The organism is Amycolatopsis anabasis (assembly GCF_009765355.1).
GTDB lineage: Bacteria > Actinomycetota > Actinomycetes > Mycobacteriales > Pseudonocardiaceae > Amycolatopsis > Amycolatopsis anabasis.
In genome coordinates, this window is the sequence record NZ_VTHK01000061.1 from 20,392 (window position 1) to 39,784 (window position 19,393).

Below are 19,393 nucleotides of genomic sequence, written 5' to 3' on the forward strand. Positions count from 1 at the left end.
ACCGATCGTAGAACCGTGATCGGGGGCACACAAGGGTCTAGACCACCCAAGCCGGGCAATCCGCGCCGAGTTGCCCTCGCTCAGTCGGTGAGAGAGGGCAACTCGGCGGCGAATTGCGGCTGTTCGGACTAGCGGAAGAGGACGGTGGCGACGGACGGCACGGCGAGGGAACCGCGCGGGGCGCCGAGCAGGCCGGTACGGGGATCGCGCGGCAGCCAGGTGACCGCGCCGGACCGCTGGTTGGACACGTAGACCCACCGCTCCGACGGATCCAGCGTGAAGTGCCGCGGCCAGTCGCCGCCGGAGGACGCGTTGTCCCCGAGCCGTTTCAGGTCGTGCCCGCCCTGGCCCGTCGCGAACGCCGCGATCGTGTTCTCGCCGCGGTTGGACGCGTAGACGAACCGGCCGTCGCCGGAGGTCGCGATCTCGCCGGGGTAGTTGGGCCCGGGCGCGCCGGCGGCGACCGTGGGCACGACCTTGCCGGGGGTCAGCTTGCCGCTGCCCGGATCCCAGGAGGCGACGGTGATCTCGGGCCGCAGTTCACCGAGGACGTAGGCGACCCGGCCGTTCGGGTGGAACGCCAGGTGCCGCGGCCCCGCGCCGGAGGGCAGCCGAACCTGTTCGTGGAGCGCGAGTTTCCCGCTGGTGAGGTCGAGGCGGTACACGTACACCGAATCGGCGCCGAGATCGACCGCGAGCACCCAGCGGCCGCTCGGATCGGTGACCACCTGGTGCGCGTGCGCGTCCCGCTCGGAGCCGGTGTGCTTGACCAGATCGGTCGACTCGCCCAGCTTGCCGCCGGCGAGGATCGGGTGCACCACCACGGTTCCGTCGCCGTAGTTGGCGGTGAGCAGGTAGCGCCCGCTGGGATGCACGGACAGGTGCGTGGGAGCCGATCCGCGCGAGGTCTGCTTGTTCAGCACCGCCGGGCGCGCCGGATCCCGCAGGCTCAGCGCGGTGACCGAACCGACCGGTTCGGCCTCGTTCGTCGAGTACAGCACCTTGCGGTCGGCGGAGAAGGCGAACCAGGAGGCGTCCGGGACCCCGGGCACCGTGTGGTCCAGGCGCAGGGCGGGCCCACCGGCGCAGGTCGCGACGTCGAGCCCGTGCCCGGCGGACGGAGAACTCGTATAGCTGCCAACGAAAACCACGCGACCCCCTCGTCCACTCGCACCGGCGACACCGATGTTCAGCATGCTACCTGCTGTCACGGCGCCCGCGGCAGCGAGAAAAGTACGACGACCGAGCTCTGCCATGAACCCAACTCCCTCAGTGAAATGGTGAGATCAGACGAAAGCCATCAACAAAGCCGCCACCCCGAAACCCGAGACCGAGAGGACGGTTTCCAGGACGGTCCACGTCTTCAGCGTGTCCGACACGGACATCCCGAAGTACCGCGAGACGATCCAGAACCCGCCGTCGTTGACGTGCGAGGCGATGATCGAACCGGCCGAGATCGCCACGACCAGCAGGGCGAGCTGCACCTGCGAGTAGCCCAGTTCGGCCACGGTCGGGGCGACGATCCCGCTCGTGGTCACGATCGCCACCGTGGCCGAGCCCTGCGCGATCCGCATCCCGCAACTGATCACGTACGCGGCGAGGATGACCGGGAGCCCGGCGTCGTCCAGCGAACCCGCGACGGCCTTGCCGATCCCGGTCGCGGCCAGCACCGCGCCGAAGAACGCCCCGGCGCCGACCACCAGCAGGATCATCGCGACCGGGCGCAGCGAGGTCGCGGACAACTCGGACAGTTGCTTCCCGCTCATCCCGCGCCGGATGCCGAGCAGCCAGGACGCGAGCAGCACCGCGATCGTCAGCGCCACCGCGGGGGTGCCGATGAACGCGGCGACCCCGGCGAGCGTGGAGTCCTTGGGCAGCCAGATGCTGCCGAACGTCCCGGCGAGGATGAGCACCAGCGGCACCGCGATGATCGCGGCGACCAGGCCGAGCGACGGCGGCTCCGGGCCGTCCTCGGTCTCGTCCTCGACCAGCATCTCGGCGGGCACCGGCACGTGGATGCGCTTGCCGATCCAGGTGGAGAACAGCACGCCGCCGATGAACCAGGCGGGGATCGCGCAGACCGCGCCCATCAGGATGATCCAGCCGAGATCGACGTGCAGCAGGCCCGCCGCGGCCACCGGTCCGGGGTGCGGCGGCAGGAAGGCGTGCGTGACCGAGAGCCCGGCGATCAGCGGCAGGCAGTAGAGCAGCAGTGACCGGCCGCCCTGTTTGGCCGCGACGTAGACCAGCGGCGCCAGCACGAAGATGCCGATGTCGAAGAAGACCGGGATGCCGAAGATGAGCCCGGCGATGCCCATCGCGAGCGGGGCGCGCTTCTCCCCGAAGGCCCGCAGCAACGACGTCGTCAGCACCCGCGCGCCCCCGGACTTCTCCAGGATGGCGCCGAGGATCGTGCCCAGCCCGATGATCGCCGCGATGTGCCCGAGGATCCCGCCGAAGCCCTTCTCCAGCAACGAATCCGAGGCCTTCTGCGCGGAGCCGACGATCGTGCCCACCGGGAGCCCGGCGGCGAGCGCGGTGAGCAGCCCGATCACGATCAGCGCGATGAACGGCTCCATCCTGATCCGGATGATCAGCAGGAGCAGGACGGCGATGGACACCGCGGCCAGGACGAGCAGCCCGCCGGTGGAATGCTGCAACCAGTCGATCATCGGGTCCTCCCGGGATTGCGCAAGGAACGCCCGGCGACCGCGCCGGTCGGACGGCCGTCGTCGATCGTGGCGACGCCGTTGACGAAGACGTAAGGGATTCCGGCGGCGGGCTGCCGCGGGTTGTCGAAGGTCGCGGTGTCGCGCACCTCGTTCGGATCGAACAGCACGAGATCCGCCGCGTAGCCCTCGCGGACGAGTCCCCGGTCGGTCAGGCGCAGCCGCCGGGCGGCCCGCCCGGTGAGGTGCGCGACGCATTCGGCCAGCTCCAGCACGCCCAGTTCGCGCACGTACCGCGCGAGATAGCGCGGGAACGTGCCCCAGGCCCGCGGATGCGGTTTGGCGCCGACGAGCAGCCCGTCGCTGCCCCCGGTGTGCGTGACGTGCCGCATGATCGTCTGCACGTTCTCCTCGTGGCCCACGTGCATCAGGCACGAGGTGCCCAGCCGCTCGGCGATGAGCACGTCGAAGTACAGCTCGGCCGGTGGCCGACCGGCGGCCCGGGCCGATTCGGCGACCGAACGGCCGACCAGGTGGTCATGCTCGGCCCGGCGGACCCCGTTGATCTCGATGCTCGCCCAGTCGATCGGCACGCCGTGCGCGCCGTCCGAGCCGGTTTCCTCGATCTCCCGCCGGATCCGCTCCCGGGTGTCCACATCGGACAGCCGGGCCAGGGTGGCGTCCGGTCCGCCCTCGGTCGACCAGCTGGGCAGCAACGCCGACAGGTAGGTCGCCCCGGGCAGGTAGGGGTAGGTGTCCAGGGAGATGTCGCAGCCGTCCGCCAGCGCCTCGTCGAGCAGGGTCAGCAGTTCGGGTGCTTTCCCCTTGTTCACCGAGAAGTTCATCGTGGCGTGGGCCAGGTGCAGCGGGCACTTCGAGCGGCGGGACACGTCCACCATCTCCGCGAACGCCTCCAGCGCACCGGCCCCGTAGCTGCGGTGGTGCGGGCTGTAGTACCCGCCGTGCGCGCCGACCACCTCGCACAGCGCGACGAGTTCTTCGGTGTCCGCGTACATGCCCGGCGTGTAGGTCAGCCCCGACGACATCCCGATCGCGCCCTCGGCCAGCCCGGTCGCGACCAGCTCGCGCATGGTGTCCAGTTCGGACTCGGTCGCCGGGCGGTCCGCCCAGCCGACCGCGAGCATCCGGACCGTGCCCTGGGGGACGAGGTAGGCGGCGTTCACCGCGATGCCCCGGTCGAGGCGATCGAGGTACTCGCCGACCGACCGCCAGTTCCAGTCGAAACCGGGCGGATCGTCGTTCCAGCCCGCGAGCTGCCCGCGCAGGGCGGCCAGGGTTTCGTCGTCAACCGGGGCGTAGGAGAGCCCGTCCTGGCCGAGGACCTCGGTGGTCACCCCCTGCGAGACCTTGGCCAGGTGCTCGGGGTGCGCGAGCACCTGGATATCGGAATGCGAGTGCATGTCGATGAAACCGGGCGCGAGCACGAGGTCGGTCGCGTCGACGGTCCGGCCACCGGTGAGGGAACCGGGGTCCGCGACCGCGGCGATCCGCCCTTCGCGCACGCCTACATCGGCGCGGAACAGGGGATCGCCGGTGCCGTCGGCGACCTGGGCTCCCCGGAAGACCAGCTCCATTGCTCGCCTCCTGTCGTTCTAGAAATAGGTGCGGACGAAGTCGACGACCGTTTCCCCGTCGCCGTCCACCACCGGGAGCAGCGACCACTTGTCGAACACCGTGCACGGGTGGGACAGGCCGAGCGCGACCCAGTCGCCGACCTCGACCGGTGACCCCGCGGGCAGGGCGAGGAACGCGTGCTGGTCGTTCAGCGCGGTGATCCGGTGCCCGTCCAGCGGAACCGGTGCCGCGCCGGGCTTGCGCAGGGTCTGCGGTTCGGGCAGGCCCTCGTCGAAGGAGGCGTCCCGTTTGCCCAGGGTGAGCAGGGCCAGTTCGCCGGTGGGTTTCGAGGTGACCTGGGCCCAGGCGCGCAGCGCGGACCGCAGCGGCGGCGTGCCCTGGATCCGCGGGTTGCCGCCGAGCGGGGAGATCCCGCGGTAGAACCCGTCGTCGTGGGTCAGGTAGGCGCCGCTGCGCAGCACCGGCAGGACCGGCAGGCCGTCCGGCCAGCCGGTGGTCAGTCCCGTGGTGACCTGGTCGAAGTAGGCGCTGCCGCCCGCCGTCACGATGATCCGGTCGGTGTCGGTGAAGAAGCCGCCTCCGGCCAAGGAGATCGTCAGCTCGCGGATCGAGTCCACATAGGACTCAACGATCTCGCGGGAGCCCGCCGTGGCGTCGTGGGCGAGTGCGCCCTCGTAACCGCCGACGCCGACCAGGCGGAGCGCCGGGCTGTTCCCCGCGGCCTCCGCGACGGCCCGCGCGGTCTCCGGATCGCGGGCCCCGGTCCGCCCGCCCGCGCCGCCGAGTTCGACCAGGACGTCGACCTGGCGCCGGGCGCCGCAGGCGACCAGCGTCTCGGTCATCAGCTCGACCCCGCGTACCGAATCGGCCCAGCAGGCGAACTCGAACCCGGGGTCGGCGTCCAGCTGACCGGCCAGCCAGCGCAGCCCCGCCGGGTCGACGAGCTGGTTGGCGAGCAGCACCCGGGAGACCCCGAACGCGCGGTACACCCGCAGCTGACCGGTGTTGGCGGCGGTGATGCCCCACGCGCCGTGCCGGATCTGCCGCTCGAACAGCTGCGGGGCCATGGTGGTCTTGCCGTGCGGAGCCAGGGCGATCCCGCGTTCGGCGCACCAGGACGCCATCGTGCGGAGGTTGTGGTCCAGCGCGTCCGCCTCCAGTACGACGAACGGACCAACGAATCCGTCCGCGAAGAGGGATGGACGCCGACCGGCCGCCTCGGCGAGGCTGAGTCCCCACAGCGCGGTGGGAATCGCCTTGAAACGCCAGTCGAGTTTCTCCTGGCGGATGCGGTCGGTTGCCTCGGCGTCCCAGGTGCAGGCGCGCGTGGTCGTACTTGCCATCGCTTCGGCTCCGTTGCGTGTGGTGCAACGCATGTTGCGCATAATGAGTGCCATAGGTGTAGCATCCGGTCCGCGGCAGGTCAACGGTCGGGGACGGAGGTCGGCGGTGGCGGACGGTGCGGTCCAGGTGCTCTGCATCGGTGAATCGATGGCGCTGTTCGTGCCGGCCGAACCGGGACCGGCGCACGAGGTGCGCACCTGGAAGCGGACGGTCGGCGGGGCCGAGTCCAATGTGGCCTGTCACCTCGCCGGGCTCGGGGTGCCCAGCGCATGGGTCAGCGCGGTCGGTCACGATCCGTTCGGCCGGGCGCTGCTCGCCGAGATCGCCGCGGCCGGGGTCGACGTGAGCGCGACCTATGTGGACCGGCGGCGGCCGACCGGCTTGTACATCAAGGAAAGTGGCGCGCAGGGGAGCCCCGTGCGGTATTACCGCGCCGGTTCCGCGGCATCGGCGATGGGGCCGGAGTTGCTGGGGCGTCTGGACTTCAGCACCGTCGACGTGATCCATCTCAGCGGTATCACGGCCGCCCTCTCGGACAGCTGCCTGGAACTCGTGCGCGCGGTGCTCACCGGTCCGCGCGCGGGCCGCCGGGTGTCGTTCGACGTCAACTGGCGACCGGCGCTCTGGGCGGGCCGCGATCCGGGCGTGCTCCCCGAGCTCGCCGCACTCGCCGATGTCGTGCTGGTCGGGGACGACGAGGCCCAGGTGGTGTGGGGGACCGGGGATCCGGCGACGCTGCGCGCTCGCCTGCCGGAACCCGCGACGCTGGTGGTCAAGCACGGGGAACACGGGGCCACGCTCATCGAACGCGGTCCGGACGGGACCGACGGGCCACCGGTGTTCGCCCCCGCGCTCCGGGTGGAGGTGGTCGAGCCGGTCGGGGCGGGGGACGCCTTCGCCGCCGGGTTCCTGGCCGCCACGCTGCGCGGCGCCGGACCGGAGACCCGCCTGCGCAGCGGGCACCTGCAGGCGGCGTCGACCCTGCGCACCCACGATGATGTGGGGCAGCCGCTGCCCGCCTCGATCGTCACCGAACTCCTCGGCGCCGACGAGCGCGCGTGGGCGGCGACCCGGTTGACCGACGAGGGAGTGGTCCGAGCATGAGTCAAAGCCTGGACAGGGCGTTGACCCTGTTGACCGGGCTGGCCAAGGGCGCGAAGACCCTCGACCAGCTCGCCGAGGAGGTCGGCGTGCACAAGTCGACCGTGCTGCGGCTGCTGCGCACGCTCGAGGCACACCACTTCGTCCGGCGCGAGAGCACCCGGTACTACCGGCTGGGCAGCGCGCTGTTCGACCTGGCCAACCAGGCGCTGGAGGACCGGGACGTCCGGCGCAGCTCCGAGGCGGCGCTTTCGGCGCTGAACGAGCGCACCGGGCACACCGTGCACCTCGCCAGTTACGAGGACGGCGAGGTGGTGTACATCGACAAGTACGAGGGCCGGCATTCGGTGCGGATGTACTCGCGCGTCGGCAAGCGCGCGCCGCTGCACTGCACCGCGGTCGGGAAGGTGCTGGTGTCCGCGCTCAGCCCGAACCGTCGGGCCGAGGTCGCCGAGGGCCTCGACTACGTCCGGCTGACCGGCAACACGATCACCAACGCGGCGGACTACCTCACCGAGCTGAACCGGGTCGCCGAGCGCGGGTACGCCGTGGACAACGCCGAGCACGAGGACTTCATCCACTGCGTCGCCGCGCCGATCCGCGGGGCCGGGGGAGAGGTGCTGGCCGCGGTGTCGCTGTCGGTCCCGAAGATCCTGCTGGACTTCGACGGCCTGCTGGCGCTGGTGCCCGAACTCGTGGCCGCCGCCGAGGAAGCTTCCGTCCACAGTGGATGGACAGGAAAAACAGGACGAGAAAGGGGAAATTGATGGCCAAGGTCGCGATCAGCACGGAGAACGCGCCGAAACCGGTGGCGAACTTCGCGCAGGCCGCTCGCAAGGGCAACATCCTGCAGGTGGCCGGGCAGGTCGCGTTCGACCCGGCGACCGGGACGGTGGTCGGCGAGACCGTGGCCGACCAGACCCGGCAGACGTTCAAGAACCTCGAGGCGGTCCTCGCGGCGGCCGGGTCCAGCTTCGACGACGTCGTGATGGTCCGGGTGTACCTGACCGACACCGAGCACTTCGCCGAGTTCAACGAGACCTACAACGCCCTGGTCGGCGAGCCCTTCGCCGCGCGCACCACGGTGTACGTGGGCCTGCCGTCGCCGCTGCTCGTCGAGATCGACGCCCTCGCCGTCCTCGGCGACTAGGGCGACTGGTCAGGCCTCGAGGAGCGCTTCCAGTTCGGTCCAGATCTCGGCGCTGACCCGGGCGGCCCGTTCGGCGTCGGCCGCCGCGATGGCGTCGATGAGCTGGTCGTGGCGGCGGATGGACCGGCGTGCGGGCAGGCTGGCGAACCGCGCGTGCTCCAGCCGCCGCAGCAGCGCGGTGTACCGGTCCAGGGTGTCGGCGACCGCCCGGTTGCCGCACACCTGGACCGGGATGCCGTGCAGTTCGTCGTCCGCGTCGATGGCCGCCGAGACCTCGCCCGCCTCCACCGCGGCGGCGAACCGCGCGTTCGCCGCGCGCATCGCCTTCACGTGGTCCTTGGTCATCCGCGGCACCGCGGTGCGCACCGCGAGATCGTGCAACGCCCGGACCAGGTGCAGGGCGTCGCGGACGTCGTCGCTGACGATCGGTGCCACCCGGGTGTAGCTCTGCGGCTTCGATTCCGCCAGGCCCTCGGCGACCAGCCGGGTGAGCGCCTGCCGGACCGGCGCGCGGGACAGCCCCAGCTCCTCGGCCAGTTCGGCGTCCCGGAGCGGATCGCCGGGCCCCAGGTCGCCCTCGACGATCGCGCGCCGGATCAGCTCGTAAGCCTCGTCCCGGAGCAGGGTCCGCCGGATGGGCTTGAGGGCACTCACAGCTGAAATGTTAGTCAGTGAACCGGCCCGGTGTATTTCTCGCCCGGGCCCTGGCCGGGAGCGTCCGGCACCGCCGAGGCTTCCCGGAAGGCCTTCTGCAGCGACTGCAGGCCGTCGCGCAGCGGCGCGGCGTGCATGCCGAGGTACTCGACCGAGGAGGTGACCAGGCCGGCCAGGGCGGTGATGAGCCGCCGGGCCTCGTCCAGGTCCCGCCGCGGGCTGTTCTCCGGCTCGGCGTCGGCCAGGCCGAGCCGCTCGGCCGCGGCGGACATCAGCATCACCGCGGCCCGGCTGATCACCTCGACGCTGGGGATGTCCTCCAGCTCGCGTACCGTGGACGAATCGGTCGGCCGGGAATTTTCGGGCTGCTGCGACGCGTTATCAGACACGTCTGGTACCCTTCCACGAGCGACCAGCCCCTGAGCGATCGGGGGCCGCAAGTGGAGCCCCGCTCCCACCCGAGTTACCGCCTCAGCCAGGTAGCCGGGTCCGGTCTCGCGAAACGTGGCACTCGGTTCGGCCGAGGCCGCGGTTCGCGGAGCATCCGATCGTCGCGATCGGATGCCGATCGGAAAGCAGGGCCCCGCGCGCCAGCACTTGGTGACGGGGCCCGAGGTATGTGGGCACCAGGTCGAGAACGGTAGAAGAACTTACCTCGGACCAAGGAGGCCACATCAGCTCCGAGACACGCATCAACGACCGCATTCGAGTGCCGGAGGTCCGGCTCGTCGGGCCGAACGGTGAACAGGTCGGAATCGTCCGGATCGAGGATGCGCTCCGGCTCGCTCAGGAGTCGGATCTCGACCTCGTCGAGGTCGCCCCGCAGGCGCGCCCGCCGGTCTGCAAGCTCATGGACTTCGGCAAGTACAAGTACGAGAGCGCGCAGAAGGCCCGCGAATCGCGTCGCAACCAGCAGCTGACCGTCATCAAAGAGCAGAAGCTGCGCCCCAAGATCGACCAGCACGACTACGAGACGAAGAAGGGGCACGTGTCCCGCTTCCTCTCGGCCGGGAACAAGGTCAAGGTCACGATCATGTTCCGTGGCCGCGAGCAGTCGAGGCCGGAACTCGGTTTCCGGCTGCTGCAGAAGCTCGCCGACGAGGTCGCCGAGCTCGGCTACGTCGAGTCGTCCCCGAAGCAGGACGGCCGCAACATGATCATGGTGCTGGCGCCGCACAAGAACGCGAAGGCGAAGCCCAAGGCGACGAAGGAACCGGCCGGTTCCTGACCTCGGCCAACCGCCCGACGCAGTCAGCAGCACACCGGATTCCGGTGTGCTGCCGCACGAAGAGAGAGTTATCGATGCCGAAGAACAAGACGCACAGCGGGACCGCCAAGCGGATCCGGGTCACCGGCAGCGGCAAGCTGCGCCGCCAGAAGGCCGGCCGACGCCACCTGTTGGAGAAGAAGTCGAGCCGGGTCACCCGCCGGCTGGAAGGCACCACCGAGGTCGCCAAGAACGACGTCAGCAGGGTCAAGCGGCTTCTCGGCCGATGACCGCCTGCCAACAGCAAGACTTTCCGTAAACCCGGGGCGCGGGTGCGCCCCCTGAGATCGACAGGATGGACCCGTGGCACGCGTCAAGCGGGCGGTGAACGCCCAGAAGAAGCGTCGCGCAACTCTCGAACTGGCCAGCGGCTACCGCGGTCAGCGTTCGCGGCTGTACCGCAAGGCCAAGGAGCAGACGCTCCACTCGCTCAACTACGCCTACCGGGACCGCCGTGCCCGCAAGGGTGACTTCCGCCAGCTGTGGATCACCCGGATCAACGCGGCCGCCCGGCAGAACGGCGTGACCTACAACCGGTTCATCCAGGGCCTGAAGGCCGCCGGCGTCGAGGTCGACCGGAAGATCCTCGCCGACCTCGCGGTCAACGACGCGGCCGCCTTCACCGCGCTGGCCGAGGTCGCCAAGCAGAACATCCCGGCCGCCGACGCGAAGAAGTCGGCCTGATCCGGCGAAGCGAGATCCCGCAACCCGGGGCGGCTCCGTTCACCGAACGGACCCCCCGGGTTGTCGCTGCCCGGCGCCTGATCCGGCGGGCCGAACGGGAGAAGGCGGGCCGTTTCCTGGCCGAAGGGGCGAACGCGGTCGGCGCCGCGCTCGCTCGTGCCCGGCGATCGCCGGAATTCGTCGATGAGTTGTTCGTCACCGAAAAGGCGCGGAACGGCCACGCGGAACTCGTCGCACACGCGGCGGAACTGAATGTGCGAATCTCGCTCATCACCGAGCGGGCCGCCGCCGGATTGTCCGAAACGGTGACTCCGCAAGGAATTGCCGCCGTCTGCGCGCTGCTCGACCAACCGCTGGACACCCTGCCGCTCGCCGGGGCCGGACTGGTGGCCGTGCTCGCCGGTGTATCGGATCCCGGCAATGCCGGAACGGTGATCCGGGTCGCCGACGCGGCCGGTGCGAGCGCGGTGGTACTCGCCGGGGACAGTGTCGATCCGCACAACGGCAAATGCGTTCGTGCATCCGCGGGGAGCCTGTTCCACCTGCCGATCGCCCGGATTCCGGACCCCGCGGCCGCGGTGCGGCTCTGCCGGGACGCCGGACTGCGGGTGCTCGCCGCGCACGGTTACGCCGACACCGCGCTGGACGCCGTCGACCTGGCGCCGCCGACGGCCTGGGTGTTCGGGAACGAGGCCCACGGCCTGCCCGCGGAGGTGCTGGCCGACGCCGACGCCGCGGTCCGGATTCCCCTCTACGGCAACGCGGAGAGCCTCAACCTGGCCACCGCCGCGGCGGTCTGCCTCTACGGCACCGCGATGGCGGCCCGTCGATGAGGGCCCCGGCCTAGGGTTACCGGTCGGCGGCCAACCCCGATCGCATAGAATCTCGTCTCAATTGCTCACGTGCGCTCGCGTCAGCGTGGAGCCGCGAACCCCGTCACAGCGGACGCCGAGGAGTTATGTCCGGAGCCAACGACAACCAGGACTCGAAGCCGGCCGACACCCTTGCGCCGGAAACCCTGCAGGCCGCGATCAAAAAAGCCGAAGCCGATTTCGAGGCCGCCGCGGATCTGGAGGCCTTGGCCACGGTCAAACCGGCCCACCTCGGTGACCACGCGCCGCTGATGCTGGCCCGCCGTGAGATCGGGGCGCTGCCCAAGAGCGAGAAGGCCGAGGCCGGCAAGCGGGTGAACGAGGCCCGTCAGGCCGTTCAGCGTGCGTTCGACTCCCGTCGCGCGGTCCTGCAGGCCGAACGCGACGAGCGGGTGCTCCGCGACGAGGCCGTGGACGTGACGCTCCCGTGGGACCGGATCCCGCGCGGTGCCCGGCACCCGATCACCACGATCGCCGAACGGGTCGCCGACGTGTTCGTCGGCATGGGCTGGGAGGTGGCCGAAGGCCCCGAGCTCGAAGCCGAGTGGTTCAACTTCGACGCGCTGAACTTCGGCAAGGACCACCCGTCGCGCCAGTTGCAGGACACCTTCTACGTGGGCGACGAGGGCTCCGGCCTGGTGCTGCGCACGCACACGTCGCCGGTGCAGGCCAGGGCGCTGCTGCACCGCGACCTGCCGGTCTACGTGGTCTGCCCGGGCCGCACCTACCGCACCGACGAGCTGGACGCGACGCACACGCCGGTGTTCTCCCAGGTCGAGGGCCTCGCGGTGGACAAGGGCATCACCATGGCCCATCTGAAGGGCACCCTGGACCTGTTCGCCCAGGCGATGTTCGGCCAGAACGCCAAGACCCGCCTGCGCCCGCACTTCTTCCCGTTCACCGAGCCGTCCGCCGAGGTCGACGTGTGGTTCGAGGAGAAGAAGGGTGGCGCCGGCTGGGTCGAATGGGGCGGCTGCGGCATGGTCAACCCCAACGTCCTGCGCGCCTGCGGCGTCGACCCCGAGGTGTACTCCGGGTTCGCGTTCGGCATGGGCCTCGAGCGCACGCTGCAGTTCCGCAACGGCATTCCCGATATGCGCGACATGGTGGAGGGCGACATCCGGTTCACCCTTCCCTTCGGAACGGAGGCATAGTGCGAGTCCCCGTGAGCTGGCTGACCGAGCACCTCGGCATCGGCGAGCCGGTCGGATCGCAGGAGCTGGTCGACGCCTTCATCAAGATCGGCATCGAGGTCGACGACGTGCGGCCGCTCGACCACGTGACCGGCCCGCTCGTGGTCGGACGAGTGGCCGAGATAGAGGAACTGACCGAGTTCAAGAAGCCGATCCGGTACTGCCGGGTCGAGGTCGGCGAGGACCAGGCCGCGGACGAGGCGGACGACGCCGAAGAGGGCCCGTCCGGCCTGAAGACCCGCGGCATCATCTGCGGCGCGACCAACTTCGCCGAGGGCGACCTGGTGGTCGTCGCGCTGCCGGGCGCGGTGCTGCCCGGCGGGTTCGAGATCGCTTCGCGCAAGACCTACAACCGCGTCAGCGACGGCATGATCTGCTCGGCGCGTGAGCTCGGCCTCGGCGACGACCACGCGGGCATCCTGGTGCTGCCCCCGGGTACCGCGAGCCCCGGCGACGACGCCCGGTCCGTGCTCGACCTGGACGACACGGTGCTGGAGCTCGTGCCGTCCCCGGATCGCGGGTACGCGCTCTCGATCCGCGGCCTCGCCCGTGAGCTGTCGAACGCGCTGGACGTGCCGTTCGGCGATCCGGCCGCCCTGGAACTGCCCGAGGCCGAGGGTGACGCCTGGCCGGTCCGGATCGAGGACGCCGAAGGCTGCCCCCGGTTCGTGGTGCGCCGGGTCACCGGCCTGGACGCCGGCGCGCCCACGCCGTGGTGGATGCACCGCCGGCTCCTGCTGGCCGGCATCCGGTCCATCTCGCTGGCCGTGGACGTCACGAACTACGTGATGCTCGAGCTCGGCCACCCGCTGCACGCCTGGGACACCAATTCCGTGCAGGGCGAACTGGTCGTGCGCCGCGCGAAGCCCGGCGAGAAACTGACCACTTTGGACGGTGTGGTCCGCGATCTCGACCCGGACGACGTGGTCATCGCCGACGACACCGGCGCGGTGTCCCTCGCCGGCACCATGGGTGGCGCGAGCACCGAGATCACCCCGGAGAGCACCGATGTGCTGCTCGAGGCCGCGCACTGGGACCCACCGTCGATCAGCCGAACCGCCCGGCGGCACAAGCTCTTCTCCGAGGCGGCGAAACGCTTCGAGCGGTTCACCGACCCGCAGCTGTGCCCTGCCGCGGTCGAACTGGCCGCGCGCCTGCTGCGCCAGTACGGCGACGGCAGCATCCAGCCCGGCCGCACCGACGAGGGGTCGGTCGAACCGTTGCCGCCGGTGACCATGCCGATGAACCTGCCAGACCAGGTCGCCGGCGTGCGGTACCAGCGCGGTGTGACCGTGCGCAGGCTGACGCAGATCGGCTGCAAGGTCTCGGTGGGCACCAGTGACGACGGCACGGCCCTGGTCACCGCCTACCCGCCCAGCTGGCGGGGCGACCTCGGCCAGCCCGCGGATCTGGTCGAGGAGGTGCTGCGGCTGGAGGGCTACGACAGCATCCCGTCCGAGGTGCCGCCCGCACCCGCCGGGCGCGGGTTGACCGACGCCCAACGCCGCCGTCGCACCGTTTCCCGTGCGCTCGCCGAAGCCGGCTATGTCGAAGTGCTCCCCTTCCCGTTCATGTCGAAGTCCACTTGGGACGCTTTCGGCCTGGCCGAGGACGACGTGCGCCGCAACACCGTGCGGGTGCTGAACCCGCTGGAGTCCGACAAGGACCAGCTGGCGACCTCGCTGCTACCCGGCCTGCTCGAAACGTTGCAGCGCAACACCTCCCGTGGTTTCAAGGACGTCGCCCTGTTCCACATCGGACAGGTCGTCCTGCCCAGCCCGAACCCGGTCCCGATGCCGGCCCTCGGCGTCGACCGTCGGCCCACCGACGAGGAACTCGCCCAGCTCGAAGCCTCGGTGCCGGAGCAGCCGGTGCACGTCGCGGTCGTGCTGGCCGGACAGCGCGAGCGCGCCGGCTGGTGGGGCGGCGGCGAGCAGGCGACCTGGGCCGACGCGGTGCAGGCCGCCCGTACGGTCGCCGCGGCGGCCGGGGTCGAACTGCGCGTGCAAGCCGCCGATCTGCTGCCCTGGCACCCGGGCCGCTGTGCCCAGTTGCGGGTCGGCGACTGGCCGGTCGGCCACGCGGGTGAGCTGCACCCCAAGGTGATCGAGGCGCTCGGCCTGCCCAAGCGCACGGTCGCGATGGAACTCGACCTCGACGCGATCCCGCTGCCCGAGGGGCGGCCCGCGCCCTCGGTGTCGGCATACCCGCCGGTGCTGCTCGACGTGGCGCTCGTGGTGGATGCGAAGGTGCCGTCCGCGGACCTCGCCACCGCCCTGACCAGCGGGGCCGGTGACCTCCTGGAGGACATCTCGCTGTTCGACGTGTACAGCGGAGACCAGGTCGGCGAAGGCAAGCGTTCGCTCGCGTACAAACTGCGCTTCCGCGCGCCGGACCGGACGCTGAAGGTCGAAGAGGCCACCCAGGCACGCGATGCGGCCGTCGCCGCCGCGGCGGAACGTTTCGGCGCCACCCTGCGCGCCTGAGCACGTGCTGAGCCTGGCCCGGCCCATCGGCCGGGTCAGGCGGCGCCGACGTGCTTCAACGCCTCCCGGACCGACAGCGGGGAAAGACCGGGGTGGGCCCGCACGAACGACCGGACCCAGCCCGGGCCGGTCTTCGCGTACTCGCGCAGTGCCCAGCCAATTCCTTTGCGCAGGAAGAAGTCTCGATCGTCCAGATTGGACTCGATCACTTCGGTCAGCAGGTCCAGATCGGTACCTTGTTTCGCGCCCACCTGGCAGATCACCGCGGTGCGCCGCCGCCAGCGATCCGGATCGGTCGACCAGCGTCGCAACACCGGGGTGAGTGCTTCGGGTTTGGCCCGCAGCAGCGGACCGACACGGCGAATGGCGACTTCGTCGACGAAGTCCCACCAGGCGCCGGTGACGATCAGTTCCTCGTAGACCGGTAGCAGATCCGGGTCCTGCCACCGCGCATAGCGCCGATCGCCGGTCAGATCGATGGCGAGGTACCGCTCCTCCCGGTACTCCGCCTCGCGCCAGAGCCGCAACACCGCCGCGACGAACGAGTCCCGATCGGACAGCGGATGTTCGGCGAACAGCGTCCGGGCGAGGCGGCTCCGGAGCGGTTTCGGCACACCGCGGAACGGCATTTCGGATTTCATGTACCGCTGCATTTCGGGTGCTTTGACCGGATCGGCGAGCCCCGCCAACCCGGTTCGGGCGGCTTGTACGAAAGCTGCCACGGATTCCATCGCCACTCCTGCCCTGATCTGGTGAACGAGCGTAACGCGCGGTGTGGCACGCCCGGCCGTTGTGCCCCAATCGTGCGGTGTCTTCCCGCGGTGCCGGGCAAGTCCCGTCTATCGGTGGAGGGAAAAACTCGCGTCGTTGGGGGAGGTTGTTCGCAACCGTTGGTAGCTTCTCCGGGACTCCGGACAAAGGCCGAGGAAAAGGATCGACGTGAACAGAATCGCAGCCGCGGTCGCGACTGCCGGCATTCTCGCCAGCGGCGTGACACTGGTGCCGACCGCCGTCGCGGCGCCCGCGCCAGGACCGGAATTCATGCCCGCACCGATCCACTGGGGTCCGTGCGAGTCGGAAAACCTGAAGAAGGCGAAGGCCGAATGCGGTTTCCTCGAGGTGCCGCTGGACTACCACGCACCCGGCGGGGCGAAGGTGTCGCTCGCGGTTTCCCGGGTCCGGCACACCACGGCCACCTCGCAGGGCGTCATGCTGGTCAATCCGGGTGGTCCCGGTGGTTCGGGCCTGGCCATGTCCATGCTCGGGCGGGCCGTGCCCAACCACGCGGGCGACGCGTACGACTGGATCGGCTTCGATCCGCGCGGTGTCGGCGCCAGCAAACCCGCGCTGACCTGTGACGGCGACTATTTCAGCTACAACCGTCCCGCGTACGTGCCGCGGACGCCGGAACTGGAGAAGACCTGGCTGGACCGGTCGCGGGGTTACGCGCAGGCGTGTGCGACGAACGGTCCGCTGCTGGACCACATCAAGACCACCGACGTCGTGCAGGACATGGAGAGCCTGCGCAAGGCGCTGGGCGAGGAGCAGATCAACTACTTCGGCTTCTCCTACGGCACCTACCTCGGGCAGGTGTACGGCACGCTGTTCCCGCAGCGGGTCCGCCGGATGGTGCTGGACAGCAACGTCGACCCGCGCAAGGTCTGGTACCAGGCGAACCTCGCCCAGGATGTCGCGTTCGACCGCAACATCAAGATCTACTTCGACTGGGTCGCCAAGTACGACAACCTCTTCCACCTCGGCCGGACCGGAGCGGCGGTGGAGAAGCTCTGGTACGCCAAGCAGGCCGAACTGGCCAAGAACCCCGCGGGCGGTGTGATCGGGCCGGACGAGTGGACCGACATCTTCCTGCAGGCCGGGTACTACCGGTTCGGCTGGGTGGACATCGCCAAGGCGTTCGCCGGCTGGGTGCACGGCGCCGACTGGACGACCCTGAAGGCGCTCTACGACGGCACCCACGCGCCGGGCGAGGACAACGGGTTCGCGGTTTACAATGCCGTGCAGTGCACCGACACCCAATGGCCGCGGAGCTGGAACCAGTGGCGGTTCGACAACTGGCTCACCCACTTCCGCGCCCCGTTCGAGACCTGGGGCAACGCCTGGTACAACGCGCCGTGCCTGTTCTGGCCGGCGAAGGCCGGCGAACCGGTGGATGTGGACGGTAGCCGGGTGGCGGGCGCGCTGCTGGTCGGTGAGGAACTCGACGCCGCGACCCCGTTCGAGGGCAGCCTGGAGGTCCGCCGCCGTTTCCCGAACGCGAGGCTGATCGGTGAGCCCGGCGGCGCCACGCACGCCGACTCCCTTGCCGGGAACGCGTGCGTGGACGACAAGATCGCGGACTACCTGACCGACGGCAAACTGCCGCCGCGCAAACCCGGCAACCGCGCGGATGCCGAATGCGCACCGCTGCCGGATCCGGTGCCCGAAGGCGCCGACGCCAAGGCGGACGCGCAGGCGGCGGGCCAGCCCGCCGAACTCCGCTCGGCGTTGGTCGCCCGCGCCGCGCACCACTGAGGTTCGGCTCCCGGAGGGGCGTTCCGGCCTGTCTCGTGCCGGGGCGCCCCTTCGCGCTGTCCGCGGCAGCGCGCGAATCGTCGCGTTCATGTCCTGACCGAGTCGAGACGGGTCACCGGTTCGGCGAGCGCGGTCAGTTCGGCGGGCACGTGTCGCGCGGTGAGCCGGGAATACCGCCGCCGCAGCGATGGGAGATCCTGCGGTACGGGCTCGCCGGACGGCGGGCCGAGTATTCGATCTCCCCGAGACTCTCCAGCAAACTCAGTTTCAGCGCCGCTTCGGGCTCGCCTTCTTCCCGCGGGCACACTTCGAACTGGCTGTGGGCGGCCGTGGCCAACAGCCCCGCTTTCTCGATCTCCCGCGGGACAAGGTCCATTCCGGACAGCGCATCGGGATTGACCAGCGTCCGGGTGAACGCCCTCCTCCCGCGCAGGATCAGCCAGCAGATCGCGTCGCGGAACTCTCCACCATCGGCGCCGCCGATGGCGATGCCGAACGCGGTCCAGAGATCCCAGCGATAGGCCCGGCGATGCACCTGTCACAGCCGTTCCTGGAACCGCATCAACTCGGCAACGGACAGATCCGCCAACAGGTCTTCGAGGTGGCGCGAGATCTCTTCGCTGTCGGTCACCCGGCAGAGCCTGCGCATCGCGTCGCGCGCGGAGGCGTGGCGACGCCGTTCCTGCTCCGCGCCTGATCACGCGCCAGATTTCGGACTCCTTCATCGTGACTCCCCACGGCTCGTTGTGATGATGCGATCACGCTAAGCCGGGGGTCCGACAATTTCGGAACGTGTCCGCGCGACGGCGAGCGGTGAGCAGAAACTGTCGGGGGTGGGCGCTAGCTTCGCGGCATGATCGAAATCCAGCAATGTCGGACCGAGATCCGGCAGGACGACAACACCTATTCCGTCGAGGTCACCGCGAGCAAGGCCGATCCGGCCACCGTTCTGGTCCGGATCGGCGCAGCCGGTCCGCGGGGCGAACCGGTCGCCGACGGCCGGATCGAGGTGGCACCCGGCTCCGCGCCGGCACTGGGCACGCTCCTGGCGGAGGCGCTGCACTCCGCGGTGGGGCTCGATCCGCCAGGACGGCGAAGAAACCGGGACAGTCCCGCGAAACGAGGTCGCCCGTGGACCTCGTTGCTGGACGCGGAACTGGAACGTCGTTGGCTCGCCGGCGAAAGCGTCGAAGACATCGCGAAGCACTTCGAACGCACACCGGGCGGTATTCGCGCCCGGCTGCCGCGGGTCGGCTGCGATCCGGTGAATCCCGGCGAGTACCTGCCGGTGCCGCCGAGCAAACGGGTTCGCGGAGGGGAGGGCGCCATGGACTAGGAGCGCGCGATCGCGGGTGCGGGTTGCGGGACAATCCGATCGTGATCGGTCACCTCGGCATCAACGTTCCTGATCTGGCGGCGGCGAAGGCCTATTACGACGGGCTGATGCCCTTCCTCGGCTTCGACGAGTTCCTCAACGCCGAGGACCAGTTCGCCTACCGTCCGGCCGACGGCAAGCCCGGCACGTTCCTGTTCGTCTACCCGGCGCGGGAATCGGGCGAGTATTCCCGCCACCGGACTGGCCTTCAGCACGTCGCCTTCATGGTCAGGACACGCTCGGCCGTACTCGCGGCGCATGCCCAGGCCGTCCGCCTCGGTTCCGAGGTGCTGCACGAACCCCGGCACTTTCCCGAGTACCCGCCGCCCTACTTCGCGGCGTTCTGGCTCGATCCGTTCGGGATCATGCTCGAGGCGGTGTGCCACCACGACCGGGCCTGACGCGTCCGCGCGTTCTCCGACCGGCACCGGGCGCGGTGTGGGACCGCTCACGGCGACCTGACCGCGGCG

Annotated in this window: 20 protein-coding genes; 12 read left to right on the forward strand and 8 right to left on the reverse strand. The window is 70.2% G+C overall.

Going from position 1 to position 19,393, the window contains the following annotated elements; genetic code table 11:
- Nucleotides 1-128: 128 nt before the first annotated feature.
- From FXO23_RS42685 to FXO23_RS42700, 4 genes are read right to left on the reverse strand one after another with little or no spacing between them, the layout of a single operon-like run.
- Entirely contained in the window at nucleotides 129-1,256 is a 1,128-nt protein-coding gene (locus FXO23_RS42685; RefSeq protein WP_158893251.1) for a lactonase family protein, read from the reverse strand.
- A 30-nt stretch (nucleotides 1,257-1,286) separates the two neighbouring features.
- Nucleotides 1,287-2,672 (reverse strand): GntP family permease, encoded by a 1,386-nt coding sequence (locus FXO23_RS42690; RefSeq protein WP_158893253.1) that lies wholly within the window; start codon nucleotides 2,670-2,672, stop codon nucleotides 1,287-1,289.
- The gene (locus tag FXO23_RS42695) at nucleotides 2,669-4,264 is read right to left on the reverse strand and encodes an N-acyl-D-amino-acid deacylase family protein (protein ID WP_158893255.1); all 1,596 of its coding nucleotides are present in this window, start codon (nucleotides 4,262-4,264) and stop codon (nucleotides 2,669-2,671) included. Before FXO23_RS42695 ends, FXO23_RS42690 begins: the two co-directional genes overlap by 4 nt.
- 18 nt (nucleotides 4,265-4,282) lie before the next feature.
- Nucleotides 4,283-5,608 carry a type III PLP-dependent enzyme domain-containing protein gene (locus tag FXO23_RS42700; RefSeq protein ID WP_158893257.1) on the reverse strand — a complete coding sequence of 442 codons (1,326 nt, stop codon included), beginning with the start codon at nucleotides 5,606-5,608 and terminating at the stop codon, nucleotides 4,283-4,285.
- Between the two features lie 148 nt (nucleotides 5,609-5,756).
- On the opposite strand from FXO23_RS42700, the gene FXO23_RS42705 reads away from it, so the two are divergent.
- From FXO23_RS42705 to FXO23_RS42715, 3 genes are read left to right on the forward strand one after another with little or no spacing between them, the layout of a single operon-like run.
- Nucleotides 5,757-6,713 carry a sugar kinase gene (locus FXO23_RS42705; RefSeq protein ID WP_246258374.1) on the forward strand — a complete coding sequence of 319 codons (957 nt, stop codon included), beginning with the start codon at nucleotides 5,757-5,759 and terminating at the stop codon, nucleotides 6,711-6,713.
- Nucleotides 6,710-7,477: an IclR family transcriptional regulator gene (locus FXO23_RS42710; RefSeq protein ID WP_158893260.1), complete on the forward strand. Its 768-nt coding sequence runs from the start codon at nucleotides 6,710-6,712 to the stop codon at nucleotides 7,475-7,477. Before FXO23_RS42705 ends, FXO23_RS42710 begins: the two co-directional genes overlap by 4 nt.
- Nucleotides 7,477-7,860, forward strand: coding sequence for a RidA family protein (locus FXO23_RS42715; protein WP_158893262.1), 384 nt, complete (start codon nucleotides 7,477-7,479; stop codon nucleotides 7,858-7,860). The genes FXO23_RS42710 and FXO23_RS42715 overlap by 1 nt, the downstream gene beginning before the upstream one ends.
- Nucleotides 7,861-7,869: 9 nt before the next feature.
- Here FXO23_RS42715 and FXO23_RS42720 read toward each other — a convergent pair whose 3' ends face one another.
- Together FXO23_RS42720 and FXO23_RS42725 are read right to left on the reverse strand one after the other, a co-directional pair.
- Nucleotides 7,870-8,514: a GntR family transcriptional regulator gene (locus FXO23_RS42720; RefSeq protein ID WP_158893264.1), complete on the reverse strand. Its 645-nt coding sequence runs from the start codon at nucleotides 8,512-8,514 to the stop codon at nucleotides 7,870-7,872.
- 14 nt (nucleotides 8,515-8,528) lie between these two features.
- Nucleotides 8,529-8,903, reverse strand: a complete 375-nt coding sequence (locus FXO23_RS42725; RefSeq protein ID WP_158893266.1) for a DUF1844 domain-containing protein — start codon at nucleotides 8,901-8,903, stop codon at nucleotides 8,529-8,531.
- A gap of 230 nt (nucleotides 8,904-9,133) precedes the next feature.
- Here FXO23_RS42725 and infC point away from each other — a divergent pair, with 230 nt between their 5' ends.
- The 6 genes from infC (at nucleotide 9,134) to pheT (ending at nucleotide 15,016) form a co-directional block, all read left to right on the forward strand.
- A complete protein-coding gene (gene infC / locus FXO23_RS42730; RefSeq protein WP_158893268.1) occupies nucleotides 9,134-9,742 on the forward strand; it encodes a translation initiation factor IF-3 in 609 nt (202 codons plus the stop codon).
- A 74-nt stretch (nucleotides 9,743-9,816) separates the two neighbouring features.
- On the forward strand, nucleotides 9,817-10,011 hold the full coding sequence (gene rpmI / locus FXO23_RS42735; protein WP_158893270.1) for a 50S ribosomal protein L35: 195 nt from the start codon (nucleotides 9,817-9,819) through the stop codon (nucleotides 10,009-10,011).
- Between the two features lie 73 nt (nucleotides 10,012-10,084).
- The gene (gene rplT / locus FXO23_RS42740) at nucleotides 10,085-10,465 is read left to right on the forward strand and encodes a 50S ribosomal protein L20 (protein ID WP_158893272.1); all 381 of its coding nucleotides are present in this window, start codon (nucleotides 10,085-10,087) and stop codon (nucleotides 10,463-10,465) included.
- Nucleotides 10,466-10,479: 14 nt separating this feature from the next.
- Nucleotides 10,480-11,298, forward strand: coding sequence for a TrmH family RNA methyltransferase (locus FXO23_RS42745; protein WP_246258375.1), 819 nt, complete (start codon nucleotides 10,480-10,482; stop codon nucleotides 11,296-11,298).
- A gap of 125 nt (nucleotides 11,299-11,423) precedes the next feature.
- Nucleotides 11,424-12,491, forward strand: coding sequence for a phenylalanine--tRNA ligase subunit alpha (gene pheS / locus FXO23_RS42750; protein WP_158893274.1), 1,068 nt, complete (start codon nucleotides 11,424-11,426; stop codon nucleotides 12,489-12,491).
- Entirely contained in the window at nucleotides 12,491-15,016 is a 2,526-nt protein-coding gene (pheT, locus tag FXO23_RS42755) for a phenylalanine--tRNA ligase subunit beta (protein ID WP_158893276.1), read from the forward strand. Before pheS ends, pheT begins: the two co-directional genes overlap by 1 nt.
- A gap of 35 nt (nucleotides 15,017-15,051) precedes the next feature.
- Here the strand turns inward: pheT and FXO23_RS42760 are convergent, their stop codons facing one another.
- Complete coding sequence (locus FXO23_RS42760; RefSeq protein WP_158893278.1) at nucleotides 15,052-15,747, reverse strand: DNA alkylation repair protein; 696 nt, start codon at nucleotides 15,745-15,747, stop codon at nucleotides 15,052-15,054.
- 208 nt (nucleotides 15,748-15,955) lie between these two features.
- Here FXO23_RS42760 and FXO23_RS42765 point away from each other — a divergent pair, with 208 nt between their 5' ends.
- Entirely contained in the window at nucleotides 15,956-17,548 is a 1,593-nt protein-coding gene (locus tag FXO23_RS42765; RefSeq protein WP_158893280.1) for an alpha/beta hydrolase, read from the forward strand.
- Nucleotides 17,549-17,681: 133 nt separating this feature from the next.
- On the opposite strand, the gene FXO23_RS42770 is transcribed toward FXO23_RS42765, so the two are convergent.
- Nucleotides 17,682-18,083, reverse strand: a complete 402-nt coding sequence (locus tag FXO23_RS42770; RefSeq protein WP_158893282.1) for a DUF4240 domain-containing protein — start codon at nucleotides 18,081-18,083, stop codon at nucleotides 17,682-17,684.
- Nucleotides 18,084-18,401: 318 nt separating this feature from the next.
- Here FXO23_RS42770 and FXO23_RS42775 point away from each other — a divergent pair, with 318 nt between their 5' ends.
- Nucleotides 18,402-18,884 (forward strand): helix-turn-helix domain containing protein, encoded by a 483-nt coding sequence (locus FXO23_RS42775; protein WP_158893284.1) that lies wholly within the window; start codon nucleotides 18,402-18,404, stop codon nucleotides 18,882-18,884.
- Nucleotides 18,885-18,925: 41 nt separating this feature from the next.
- Complete coding sequence (locus FXO23_RS42780; RefSeq protein ID WP_158893286.1) at nucleotides 18,926-19,324, forward strand: VOC family protein; 399 nt, start codon at nucleotides 18,926-18,928, stop codon at nucleotides 19,322-19,324.
- Nucleotides 19,325-19,393 lie beyond the last annotated feature (69 nt).